The organism is Streptococcus mitis, from assembly GCF_001579035.1.
Lineage (GTDB): Bacteria > Bacillota > Bacilli > Lactobacillales > Streptococcaceae > Streptococcus > Streptococcus mitis_J.
On record NZ_KQ970291.1, the window covers coordinates 27,316 to 38,865 of the forward strand.

Annotated in this window: 13 protein-coding genes and 1 pseudogene; 4 read left to right on the forward strand and 10 right to left on the reverse strand. The window is 41.2% G+C overall.

Annotation, left to right across the window (positions count from 1 at the left end):
• Positions 1-96: 96 nt before the first annotated feature.
• From SMIDD26_RS09140 to SMIDD26_RS09155, 4 genes are all read left to right on the forward strand, one after another.
• The gene (locus SMIDD26_RS09140) at positions 97-1,389 is read left to right on the forward strand and encodes a sugar ABC transporter permease (protein ID WP_000414955.1); all 1,293 of its coding nucleotides are present in this window, start codon (positions 97-99) and stop codon (positions 1,387-1,389) included.
• Position 1,390: 1 nt separating this feature from the next.
• Positions 1,391-2,233 (forward strand): sugar ABC transporter permease, encoded by an 843-nt coding sequence (locus SMIDD26_RS09145; protein WP_004236955.1) that lies wholly within the window; start codon positions 1,391-1,393, stop codon positions 2,231-2,233.
• 261 nt (positions 2,234-2,494) lie between these two features.
• Positions 2,495-3,295: a DUF1189 domain-containing protein gene (locus tag SMIDD26_RS09150; protein WP_061439897.1), complete on the forward strand. Its 801-nt coding sequence runs from the start codon at positions 2,495-2,497 to the stop codon at positions 3,293-3,295.
• Positions 3,296-3,304: 9 nt separating this feature from the next.
• Complete coding sequence (locus SMIDD26_RS09155) at positions 3,305-4,291, forward strand: LacI family DNA-binding transcriptional regulator (protein ID WP_050261020.1); 987 nt, start codon at positions 3,305-3,307, stop codon at positions 4,289-4,291.
• A 107-nt stretch (positions 4,292-4,398) separates the two neighbouring features.
• Here the strand turns inward: SMIDD26_RS09155 and SMIDD26_RS09160 are convergent, their stop codons facing one another.
• The 10 genes and pseudogenes from SMIDD26_RS09160 to SMIDD26_RS13320 all read right to left on the reverse strand — a co-directional run.
• Positions 4,399-5,340 (reverse strand): YitT family protein, encoded by a 942-nt coding sequence (locus SMIDD26_RS09160; RefSeq protein WP_050261019.1) that lies wholly within the window; start codon positions 5,338-5,340, stop codon positions 4,399-4,401.
• Entirely contained in the window at positions 5,318-7,081 is a 1,764-nt protein-coding gene (aspS, locus tag SMIDD26_RS09165) for an aspartate--tRNA ligase (RefSeq protein ID WP_061439898.1), read from the reverse strand. Before aspS ends, SMIDD26_RS09160 begins: the two co-directional genes overlap by 23 nt.
• 134 nt (positions 7,082-7,215) lie before the next feature.
• Entirely contained in the window at positions 7,216-7,446 is a 231-nt protein-coding gene (locus SMIDD26_RS09170) for a hypothetical protein (RefSeq protein WP_061439899.1), read from the reverse strand.
• A 17-nt stretch (positions 7,447-7,463) separates the two neighbouring features.
• Positions 7,464-8,105: a CPBP family intramembrane glutamic endopeptidase gene (locus tag SMIDD26_RS09175; RefSeq protein ID WP_061439900.1), complete on the reverse strand. Its 642-nt coding sequence runs from the start codon at positions 8,103-8,105 to the stop codon at positions 7,464-7,466.
• Positions 8,106-8,114: 9 nt separating this feature from the next.
• On the reverse strand, positions 8,115-8,855 hold the full coding sequence (locus SMIDD26_RS09180) for a DUF3169 family protein (protein ID WP_061439901.1): 741 nt from the start codon (positions 8,853-8,855) through the stop codon (positions 8,115-8,117).
• A gap of 11 nt (positions 8,856-8,866) precedes the next feature.
• Positions 8,867-9,055: a hypothetical protein gene (locus tag SMIDD26_RS09185; protein WP_061439902.1), complete on the reverse strand. Its 189-nt coding sequence runs from the start codon at positions 9,053-9,055 to the stop codon at positions 8,867-8,869.
• Entirely contained in the window at positions 9,055-9,261 is a 207-nt protein-coding gene (locus tag SMIDD26_RS09190) for a helix-turn-helix transcriptional regulator (RefSeq protein WP_001176227.1), read from the reverse strand. The genes SMIDD26_RS09185 and SMIDD26_RS09190 overlap by 1 nt, the downstream gene beginning before the upstream one ends.
• Before the next feature lie 9 nt (positions 9,262-9,270).
• Positions 9,271-9,585: a hypothetical protein gene (locus SMIDD26_RS09195; RefSeq protein ID WP_061439903.1), complete on the reverse strand. Its 315-nt coding sequence runs from the start codon at positions 9,583-9,585 to the stop codon at positions 9,271-9,273.
• A 144-nt stretch (positions 9,586-9,729) separates the two neighbouring features.
• On the reverse strand, positions 9,730-11,010 hold the full coding sequence (gene hisS / locus SMIDD26_RS09200; RefSeq protein WP_061439904.1) for a histidine--tRNA ligase: 1,281 nt from the start codon (positions 11,008-11,010) through the stop codon (positions 9,730-9,732).
• Positions 11,011-11,237: 227 nt separating this feature from the next.
• A pseudogene (locus tag SMIDD26_RS13320) lies at positions 11,238-11,550 on the reverse strand (transporter); the annotation flags it as partial.

Below are 11,550 nucleotides of genomic sequence, written 5' to 3' on the forward strand. Positions count from 1 at the left end.
GGGGGGTGGAAATCAAATCCCCCTTTGAATTTATCAACAAAAACACAAATAGTTTAGGTTTTATGTAGAAACCAGTATCCTATGAAAGGAGTTATTATGGAAAAGCAACAACCTAGTAAAGCAGCCCTGCTGTCTATCATTCCTGGGTTAGGACAGATTTACAATAAACAAAAAGCCAAAGGTTTTATCTTCCTTGGTGTAACCATCGTATTTGTCCTTTACTTCCTAGCACTTGCAGCCCCTGAATTGAGCAACCTCATCACTCTTGGTGACAAGCCAGGTCGTGATAATTCCCTCTTTATGCTGATTCGTGGTGCCTTCCATTTAATCTTTGTAGTTGTTTATGTACTCTTTTATTTCGCAAATATCAAAGATGCTCATACAACTGCCAAACACATTAATAATGGTATTCCAGTAGCACTTACCTTTAAAGAAATGGTCAAAGGAATCTATGAAAATGGTTTCCCTTACCTCTTGATCATTCCATCTTACATTGCCATGACCTTTGCAATCATCTTCCCAGTTATCGTAACCTTGATGATTGCCTTTACCAACTACGACTTCCAACACTTGCCACCAAACAAATTGTTGGACTGGGTTGGTTTGACAAACTTTACAAACATTTGGAGCTTGAGTACCTTCCGTTCTGCCTTTGGTTCTGTTCTTTCTTGGACTATCATTTGGGCTTTATCTGCCTCAACTTTGCAGATCGTGATTGGTATCTTCACAGCTATCATTGCTAACCAACCATTTATCAAAGGAAAACGTATCTTTGGTGTTATTTTCCTTCTTCCTTGGGCTGTCCCAGCCTTCATCACTATCTTGACATTCTCAAACATGTTTAATGATAGTGTCGGTGCTATCAACACTCAAGTCTTGCCGATCTTTGCTAAATTCCTTCCTTTCCTTGATGGTGCTCTTATTCCTTGGAAAACAGACCCTACTTGGACAAAGGTTGCCTTGATTATGATGCAAGGTTGGCTTGGATTCCCATATATCTACGTTTTGACTTTAGGTATCTTGCAATCTATTCCTAACGACCTTTACGAAGCAGCTTATATTGACGGTGCTAATGCTTGGCAAAAATTCCGCAACATCACTTTCCCAATGATCTTGGCTGTTGCAGCACCTACTTTGATTAGCCAATACACCTTCAACTTTAACAACTTCTCTATCATGTACCTCTTCAATGGTGGAGGACCTGGTAGTGTCGGTGGTGGAGCTGGTTCAACCGATATCTTGATCTCATGGATCTACCGTTTGACAACAGGTACATCTCCTCAATACTCAATGGCGGCAGCTGTTACCTTGATTATCTCTATCATTGTCATCTCAATCTCTATGATCGCATTCAAGAAACTACACGCATTTGATATGGAGGATGTCTAAGATGAATAACTCAATTAAACTCAAACGTAGACTGACTCAAACCCTTACTTACCTTTACCTGATTGGTCTATCAATTGTCATTATCTATCCACTTTTGATTACCATCATGTCAGCCTTTAAAGCAGGTAACGTCTCAGCCTTTAAACTAGATACTAACATCGACCTCAATTTTGATAACTTTAAAGGCCTCTTCACTGAAACCTTGTACGGTACTTGGTACCTCAACACTTTGATTATCGCCTTGATTACCATGGCTGTTCAAACAAGTATCATCGTACTTGCTGGTTATGCTTACAGCCGTTACAACTTCTTGGCTCGTAAACAAAGTTTGGTTTTCTTCTTGATTATCCAAATGGTGCCAACCATGGCCGCTTTGACAGCCTTCTTCGTTATGGCACTTATGTTGAACGCCCTTAACCACAGCTGGTTCCTCATCTTCCTCTACGTTGGTGGTGGTATTCCGATGAACGCTTGGTTGATGAAAGGCTACTTCGATACAGTGCCAATGTCTTTAGACGAATCTGCAAAACTAGACGGTGCAGGACACTTCCGCCGCTTCTGGCAAATTGTTCTTCCACTTGTTCGCCCAATGGTTGCCGTACAAGCTCTCTGGGCCTTCATGGGACCTTTCGGGGACTACATCCTCTCTAGTTTCTTGCTTCGTGAGAAAGAATACTTTACTGTTGCCGTAGGTCTCCAAACCTTCGTTAGCAATGTGAAAAACATGAAGATTGCCTACTTCTCAGCAGGTGCTATCCTCATCGCCCTTCCAATCTGTATTCTCTTCTTCTTCCTACAAAAGAACTTTGTTTCAGGACTTACAAGTGGTGGCGACAAGGGATAATATATCCCCGCCACCCTTTTTCATTTTATACTCTTCGGAAATCTCTTAAAACCACATCAGCTTCCATCTGCAACCTCAAAACAGTGTTTTGAGTAACCTGTGGCTAGCTTCCTAGTTTGCTCTTTGATTTTCATTGAGTATTAGCGATTGTTACTGTAAATAACATCCTTGCGACAAGCAATTTGTCTCCTAGACTTGAAATAAAGCACATTTCTCTATATAATAATACTCATATAGAAAACACCTTTTAGAAAGATATCTATGCTTCCATATCCATTTTCCTATTTTTCAAGTATTTGGGGATTTCGTAAGCCCCTGTCCAAACGTTTCGGGCTCAACTGGTTTCAACTTCTCTTTACCAGTATCTTCCTTATCAGCTTGTCTATGGTACCCATTGCCATCCAAAACAGTTCACAGGAGACTTATCCGCTAGAAACCTTTATCGATAATGTCTATGAACCTCTGACAGATGGAGTTGTCCAAGACCTCTCTGAACATGCTAGAATTGTTGATGGTAATTTAACTTATACAGGCACAGCTAGTCAAACGCCTTCTCTTGTGATTGGTCCAAGTCAAAGCAAGGAATTACCTAAGGACTTGCAACTGCATTTCGATACAAATGAGCTGGTCATCAGCAAGGAAAATAAGGAACTGACCCGCGTCTCTTACCGAGCGATTGATACTGAGAGTTTCAAAAGCAAAGACAGCTTGACCCAAGCAATTTCTAAAGACTGGTACCAACAAAATCGTGTCTATATCAGTCTCTTCCTAGTTCTCGGTGCGAGCTTCCTCTTTGGTTTGAATTTCTTTATCGTCTCTCTAGGAGCGAGTCTTCTCCTTTATATCACTAAGAAATCACGCCTCTTTTCATTTAGGACCTTTAAAGAGTGCTACCATTTTATCTTGAACTGTTTAGGATTGCCAACTCTGATTACGCTTATTTTGGGATTGTTTGGCCAAAATATGTCAAACCTCATCACTATACAAAACATTCTTTTTGTTCTATATCTGGTCACTATCTTTTATAAAACACATTTCCGTGATCCAGATTACCATAAATAGGAGATTTTTATGCCCGTTACGATTAAAGACGTGGCCAAGGCTGCTGGTGTTTCGCCTTCAACCGTAACCCGTGTTATTCAAAATAAATCAACCATTAGCGACGAAACAAAAAAACGCGTTCGCAAGGCTATGAAGGAGCTCAATTACCACCCCAACCTCAATGCTCGCAGCTTGGTAAGTAGCTATACTCAGGTGATTGGTTTAGTTCTTCCTGATGACTCAGACGCCTTCTACCAGAATCCTTTCTTTCCATCAGTCCTACGTGGCATCTCTCAAGTCGCATCTGAAAACCACTATGCCATTCAGATAGCAACAGGGAAAGATGAGAAGGAGCGTCTCAACGCTATTTCACAAATGGTCTACGGCAAGCGTGTAGATGGGCTAATCTTTCTCTATGCCCAAGAAGAAGACCCTCTCGTAAAACTCGTGGCAGAAGAACAGTTCCCCTTCCTTATCTTAGGTAAATCTCTATCTCCTTTCATCCCACTTGTCGACAACGACAATGTTCAAGCTGGTTTTGATGCGACTGAATATTTCATCAAAAAAGGCTGCAAACGCATTGCCTTTATCGGAGGAAGTAAAAAGCTCTTCGTGACCAAAGACCGTTTAACAGGCTATGAACAGGCGCTTAAACATTACAAACTTACCACTGACACCAATCGCATCTACTTTGCAGACGAGTTTCTGGAAGAAAAGGGCTATAAATTTAGCAAGCGATTATTCAAGCACGATCCACAAATTGATGCTATCATCACAACCGATAGCCTCCTAGCTGAAGGGGTCTGTGACTATATTGCCAAACACCAGCTGGATGTCCCTGTTCTCAGCTTTGACTCAGTTAATCCTAAGCTCAATTTGGCAGCCTATATAGATATCAATAGCCTAGCCCTCGGACGTACTTCTTTAGAAACTATTCTCTGTATCATCAATGATTCTAAAGAAAATAGACAAATCTGCTACCGCCAGTTGATTGCCCACAAAATTATTGAAAAATAAGAGACTGGGCAAAAAGTCGTTAAAAGCAAAAAACGCATACTATCAGGTGTTAAAAAACTTGATAGTCTGCGTTTTATTGTGGGAAGACCCATTTTAAGTACTAGTCACTAGTTATCTATCTCAACAAATCTTCCTAGAATATGAACATTCTCTGATACAGAGACAAAGGCCCCTGGATCCACTTGTGTCATAATCTGTTTAAATTCATTAAACTCTGCACGTGTAATAACAGTGATTAAAACTGCCTTTCTCTCGTGATTATAGGTTCCTTCTGCATCGTGGATCATGGTTGCTCCGCGGTGCAATTTTTTATGGATTTTTTCAATTACCTTGTCTGGATGATTGGTCACAATCATGGCCTGCATGCGTTTTTGCTTGGTAAAGACCGCATCTGTCACACGGCTAGAGACAAAGATGGTAATCATAGAGTAAAGAGCGTATTTCCAACCAAAAGTCAAACCTGCTATCAGCATGATGGTCCCATTTACTAAGAAAGAAATACTGCCGACATTCTTACCCGTTTTCTTGCGAATGGTCAGGCTGACGATATCCGTCCCACCACTGGAGATATTGTTTCGAAGAGCAAAACCAATCCCCAAGCCCATAACAACACCCCCAAAAAGAGCATTGATAATGGGATCCTCCGTCAAGGTTGCCACAGGGACAAACTGGATAAAGAAGGAACTCATGGATACCGTGATAAAGGTAAAGACAGTGAACTTATGACCAATCTGATACCAGGCCAAGACCATCAAAGGGAAGTTAATGGCGTAGAAGGTCAGCGAAATCGGAATATGAAAACCAAACCAGTGATTACTCAAGGCAGAGATAATCTGTGCCAGACCTGTCGCACCACTCGAATACACATGCCCTGGTTGGAAAAAGAAATTGACCGCTACTGCTGATAAAAAACCATAGACCAGAGAGGCCGAAATCTTCTCATCATACTTTTCTCGAGAGATACTTTGTAAGACACGTAAAATTTTTATCTGATAAGCAAAGCGGCGCAGATAATAGCGCCACCGCTTAATTCGTTTTGCTTGTTTCATCTTCTTCTACTTGTAAGCTGAGTTCCTCTAGTTGTTTGAGTGCTACTGTTGATGGAGCTTGTGTCATTGGGTCAGTTGCCTTGTTGTTCTTAGGAAAGGCAATGACTTCACGGATATTTTCTTCTCCTGCTAAGAGCATTACAAAGCGGTCAAGCCCGATAGCCAAGCCACCGTGTGGTGGGAAACCATAGTCCATGGCTTCAAGAAGGAAACCAAACTGGTCATTTGCTTCTTCGGCTGAGAAACCAAGAGCCTTGAACATACGTTCTTGAAGGTCTTTTTGATTGATACGAAGGCTACCACCACCAAGCTCATAACCGTTCAAGACGATATCGTAAGCAATGGCACGAACCTTCGCCAAATCACCTTCTAATTCGTGAGCAGTCTCTTCCTGTGGAAGTGTGAATGGATGGTGGGCGCTCATGTAACGATCTTCTTCTTCAGACCATTCAAACATTGGCCAATCAACCACCCAAAGGAAGTTGAATTTATCGTTATCAATCAAACCAAGCTCTTTGGCAATACGTCCACGAAGGGCACCGAGCGTTGCGTTAGCCACTTCAAGCGTATCTGCCACAAAGAGAACCAAATCCTTATCTTCAAGACCAAGTGCTGTTGTCAATTCTGCTTGGATGCCTGTCAAGAACTTGGCAACTGGTCCGTTTAATTCTCCATCAACCACCTTGACCCAAGCAAGACCTTTGGCACCGTACTGTTTGGCTACTTCCGTCATCTTGTCGATGTCTTTACGTGAATAGTTATCCGCAGCTCCTTTGACCACAATGGCTTTTACAGCAGGTGCTTCTGAAAAGACTTTGAAGTCTACACCTTTGACCACTTCTGTCAAGTCCTGAAGCAACATGTCAAAACGAGTATCTGGCTTGTCAGAACCATAAAGAGCCATCGCATCATCGTATTTCATACGAGGGAATGGCAGCGTTACTTCGATACCTTTAGTCTCTTTCATCACGCGCGCAATCAAGCCTTCTGTAATATCTTGGATTTCTTGCTCAGTAAGGAAGGACGTTTCCAAGTCGACCTGAGTGAACTCAGGCTGGCGGTCTCCACGCAAGTCCTCGTCACGGAAACATTTAACGATTTGGTAGTAACGATCAAATCCAGCATTCATCAAGAGCTGCTTAGTGATTTGTGGACTTTGTGGAAGAGCGTAAAAATGTCCTTTATTAACACGAGATGGTACCAAGTAGTCACGCGCCCCTTCTGGCGTTGACTTAGAAAGAAATGGTGTCTCCACGTCGATAAACTCCAACTCATCCAAGTAGTTGCGAATAGAGTGGGTCACCTTAGCACGAAGTTTGAGATTTTCCAACATCTCTGGACGACGAAGGTCAAGGTAACGGTAACGCAAACGCGTATCGTCATTGGCCTCAATGCCATCCTTAATCTCAAATGGTGTTGTCTTAGCTGTATTCAACACTGTCAAAGCCGTCACGTTTAACTCAACTGCACCAGTTGGCAACTTATCATTGGCTTGCTCACGCGCAGCGACCTGACCAGTCACCTCGATAACAAATTCGCTACGAAGGCTTTCAGCTGTTGCCATAACCTCTGCAGATACTTTTTCAGGGTTGATAACCAACTGCATGATTCCTTCACGGTCACGAAGATCGATAAAGATCAAACCACCAAGGTCACGACGACGGCCAACCCATCCTTTCAAGGTTATTTCTTGTCCGATGTGTTCCTCACGAACACGACCAGCATACATACTACGTTTCATTGTTTCTCTCCTCTTTTATTCTGTTACTATTTTACCATAAAAGCGCAGGCTCTTCATGAAAATCAGCAGAAAAGTTTGCCAGTCTTTAAAAATTAACTCACATACAAAAATCCGATGAAGTTCACCGGACTCTTTTATTTTGAATTGTTGCCTGCTTTACGCTTTTCAGCGATTTCGGCTGCCTTTCTCGGCAAGATAATTTCCGTTATGTAAGCTGTCCCAAAGCGCAAGACACCTGCAATAGGAGCAAAGACAACTGCTAGATAGTTGTAGAAGAAATCGCCCTTAAAGGCATAAGCTAGCGCTCCAATGATGAAAAATAGAACGACTGCCTGAATCACTGCTAATAAAATTACTCGTTTCATGTGACCTCCTGACTCTATTATAGCATGAGAATCATCAAAAAGCCGACTAAATTATTCAAAGCGTGAAGAGAAATACTGTAGACCAGACTTTTTCTGCTAATATAAGCCAAGCCCAAACTAAAACCAAGGCTAAAATAGACAAAAAATTGTTGCACATCACCTGGGAAATGAATCAAGGCAAACAGAACACTGGATACCAGAAGAAAAATCAGAGTTTGTTTACTATTGTCCTGCTTAGGAAAGAGATAGCGTGCCAACATCCCTCTAAAGATAAGTTCTTCTGTCAAAGGAGCAAAAATAACGACCGCAAAGAATGAGAAAAGTGGTTGAGACAAGGTCAAGTCTGTCGCTATTTGTTGATTTACTGAAGGATCATTTGGCAAGAAAAACTGGACAACCAAAGATAAGAACCAAACCAAGGCAGGAAGCCAAATAAATCGGTTGAAGCCACTCTTCTCAATACGAACAGGACCTTTCTGATACCATTTGTAAATGCCGTACACATAAACTCCAGCCAAGGCTACATAGAGTAGGGTAACAGCATAGGGTGAACCGCCTAAGGCAAGCGACGTAGTCGCGAGCCCCTGAATGAAGCCATAGATGAATAAAAAGGATAGAATGGCTAGAAGAAACCAGCCAAGGTTTTTAAGTAGTTTCATAAAGTTCTCCTATTTGAAATAGCGTTTTACCATAGGTATATACATTATATTGATATAAATATGGACTACAGCTACAGCTAAAAGACCTAATAACTGAATTTCTCCCGTAAGTACAGAAACGATATCAATCAAAATATACAAACCTGGTAAAACATATTGGTTTAATTGAAATAAAATCCGAAAACTCTGTTCCAAATTAGCTTGTCGTTCTCCTTCATCGTAAGAATTTACATAATCTAACATATCTTTTGGAATAGAGAAAAATGCCAAATCAAACTGACGAACAATCGAAATCGTCTTGAAAAGATATTTTTGAACACTGAAAATCAGCACTAATGCCAAAAAAGAAAGAGATAAGGTTATATGGCTTCCATTTAGTACAACCGCTTCACTACCTGAGATGAAAAGAGCCAATAAAATCGCTACACTTGCAATATTAAAAGCAATGGTTCCAAACTCGAGATTCCGATACATTTGCACATAATAGCTTTCATTCAGATCATCATCCATTTCCTCTTGATACAAGGAGTGAAATTTTCTGCTTTTCTTTAAGAAATTGAAAGTCAAAAGAATGCTAATGAAACCTAACACTAAACAAATAGCTGATATCCATGGTATCAAGACTTTCACATCTAACATAATTCCGTGGGATTCGGCAACAGCCTTAAACATCCCTACAAAAATGCCCAAGAAAAATCCCAAGACAACAACCATTAAAAACAACAATCCACGTTTCTTTTTCTTTTTCATATTCATTCTCCTTATTCACTTGCTAGATTTTTGGATTTCTTTTCAATCCATTCAATTACTGGGATAAGAGCAAAGTAGGCCCAGATAAATTGGTCGCTGTAATAGAGATCAAACCATCCTAGATTTGTTCCAATTAGTAGACACAGGCTGACTAATAGAGCTATGGCAACTACATAATAAATCACTTTATACTTGTTCATCACTCGTCCTCCTCCAAGCGAAATACTGATTCGACTGTTTCGTTGAAAATCTGAGATATTTTCAGGGCAATGATAATGGATGGGGTGTACTCATCCCGTTCTAGTAGGCTAATGGTCTGTCTGGAAACCCCTGCCAGTTTAGCTAGGTCGGTTTGATTGAGGCCATCGCGAGCCCGAAGCTCTTTTAGACGATTTTTAAGTTGCATGTTACACACCTACTCTCCGTCAAATTCAACTGTCTGTATATCCTCAATGCGTTGTAGTTTGAATTTTTCTTTTCCTTTTTTATTAACACGACGTAGCTTGACCCATTCCTCATCTACATCCACAACTTCCCAAAAATTTGTTCCAAATAGTTCTCCAATGATTGTTGGTTTCTTTCCAATCATTTCTTGCAATAATCTCGACATTTCTGCGTTTCCTTTCTCTTTTCTTTCGATTACCTTTAACCTCTTCTCTAACCGCTTGATTTTCTTAGATTGACTCATATAAATCAAGACGAGAAAAGGAAACAAAATCCATACCCACATGTGGCTCCCTCCTATTTCTTAACTTGCTTATATTGTAACACATCTTTTTCTTTTTGACAAGTATATTTGTCAAAAAGTTTATGATTTTTGTCATTTTGCAAAAGAAAAAGGTCAGGAGTAGGTTCCTGACCAGTTTTTCTACTATTAAAATCCTAGTTTCTCAAAGATTTCTGAGAAGTTTTGGCTGATAGCATCAAGTGATACTTGCACTTCTTCTCGGGTTTGGTTGTTCTTGACCGTCACTTGTCCGCTTTCGACTTCGCTTTCTCCGAGGGTGATGAGGGTTTTAGCCGCAAAGACATCGGCTGACTTGAACTGAGCTTTGAGTTTACGGTTGAGGTAATCACGCTCTGCTTTGAAACCTTGTTGGCGAAGGGCTTGGACTAGTTCTAGGGCTTTTACATTTGCTCCATCACCCAAGACTGCGATATAGACATCTAGGGCGTTTTCGATAGGGAGAGCCACACCTTGCTTTTCAAGAATGAGAAGCAGGCGCTCTACACCAAGTCCAAAACCAAATCCAGCAGTTTCAGGGCCTCCAAAGTAAGCAACCAAACCATCGTAACGACCACCCGCACAGACGGTCAGGTCATTGCCCTCAATCTCAGTGATGAACTCGAAAATGGTGTGATTGTAGTAGTCCAGACCACGCACCATATTGGTATCGATGATGTAGTCTACTCCAAGATTTTCCAACATCTGACGCACAGCATCAAAATGAGCTTGGCTTTCTTCATCAAGGAAATCCAAGATAGACGGCGCATTCTCCACTGCCACCTTGTCTTCTTTTTCCTTAGAGTCCAAGACACGGAGAGGATTTTCCTCCAAACGACGTTGGCTATCCTTAGACAAGGTCTCCTTGAGCGGTGTCAAATAGTCAATCAAGGCCTGACGATAAGCCGCACGGCTCTCAGGATTTCCAAGCGTATTGAGGTGTAGTTTGACACCTTGGATGCCGATTTCTTTCAAGAAATGGGCTGCCATCGCAATCGTTTCCACATCGGTAGCTGGATTGCTAGATCCAAAACACTCAACACCAATCTGGTGGAACTGGCGCAAACGCCCTGCCTGTGGACGCTCATAACGGAACATAGGTCCCATGTAGTAGAACTTACTTGGCTTTTGCACTTCTGGGGCGAAGAGTTTATTTTCCACATAGGAACGGACAACGGGCGCAGTTCCTTCTGGACGGAGGGTAATGTGACGGTCACCTTTGTCATAGAAATCGTACATTTCCTTGGTTACGATATCGGTCGTATCTCCGACAGAGCGACTGATGACCTCGTAATGCTCAAAAATAGGCGTACGCACTTCTGCATAGTTATAGCGCTTAAAAATCTCACGGGCAAAGCCCTCAACGTACTGCCATTTAGCAGATTCAGCAGGTAAAATATCCTGCGTTCCTTTTGGTTTTTGTAATTTCATAGGGAATCCTCTTTAAACTTAATAGTCTTATTTTACCATAAATAGAGGGATTAAAACAGTATGAAAAAATTAGGATTTATACTCAATGAAAATCAAAAAGCAAACTAGGAAGTTAGCCGCAGGTTGCTCAAAACAGTGTTTTGAGGTTGTGGATAGAACTGACGAAGTCAGTAACATCTATACGGCAAGGCGACGTTGACGTGGTTTGAAGAGATTTTCGAAGAGTATTAGATATCATTTTTGAGATTAAGAATTGTCAAAAAAATAGCTAGCAAGGAAAGACCGACAAATAGCATCCAAGTCAACTGTATATTCCATACAGCTACAAGTGAAAAACAAGCTGTTCCCACAGGTATGGATAGGGTAAACAATAAACCTAAAAAATTACTGGTACGAGCTAGAACCTCTGGAGCTAGATTTTTCATGAGCATGGCACTAATCTTTGGTTGAACTTTACCAGACACATACAGAGTTAAAAAGAGAAATAGCAAACCAAGCACGACTTGATTGAATAAATTAGCTAGACCAACTAGACTGAGT

Bases quoted from the DNA above. Each gene is read 5' to 3' on its own strand.
- SMIDD26_RS09140 (WP_000414955.1), top strand. From the start codon at position 97: ATGGAAAAGCAACAACCTAGTAAAGCAGCCCTGCTGTCTATCATTCCT.
- SMIDD26_RS09145 (WP_004236955.1), top strand. From the start codon at position 1,391: ATGAATAACTCAATTAAACTCAAACGTAGACTGACTCAAACCCTTACT.
- SMIDD26_RS09150 (WP_061439897.1), top strand. From the start codon at position 2,495: ATGCTTCCATATCCATTTTCCTATTTTTCAAGTATTTGGGGATTTCGT.
- SMIDD26_RS09155 (WP_050261020.1), top strand. From the start codon at position 3,305: ATGCCCGTTACGATTAAAGACGTGGCCAAGGCTGCTGGTGTTTCGCCT.
- SMIDD26_RS09160 (WP_050261019.1), bottom strand. From the start codon at position 5,340: ATGAAACAAGCAAAACGAATTAAGCGGTGGCGCTATTATCTGCGCCGC.
- aspS (WP_061439898.1), bottom strand. From the start codon at position 7,081: ATGAAACGTAGTATGTATGCTGGTCGTGTTCGTGAGGAACACATCGGA.
- SMIDD26_RS09170 (WP_061439899.1), bottom strand. From the start codon at position 7,446: ATGAAACGAGTAATTTTATTAGCAGTGATTCAGGCAGTCGTTCTATTT.
- SMIDD26_RS09175 (WP_061439900.1), bottom strand. From the start codon at position 8,105: ATGAAACTACTTAAAAACCTTGGCTGGTTTCTTCTAGCCATTCTATCC.
- SMIDD26_RS09180 (WP_061439901.1), bottom strand. From the start codon at position 8,855: ATGAAAAAGAAAAAGAAACGTGGATTGTTGTTTTTAATGGTTGTTGTC.
- SMIDD26_RS09185 (WP_061439902.1), bottom strand. From the start codon at position 9,055: ATGAACAAGTATAAAGTGATTTATTATGTAGTTGCCATAGCTCTATTA.
- SMIDD26_RS09190 (WP_001176227.1), bottom strand. From the start codon at position 9,261: ATGCAACTTAAAAATCGTCTAAAAGAGCTTCGGGCTCGCGATGGCCTC.
- SMIDD26_RS09195 (WP_061439903.1), bottom strand. From the start codon at position 9,585: ATGTGGGTATGGATTTTGTTTCCTTTTCTCGTCTTGATTTATATGAGT.
- hisS (WP_061439904.1), bottom strand. From the start codon at position 11,010: ATGAAATTACAAAAACCAAAAGGAACGCAGGATATTTTACCTGCTGAA.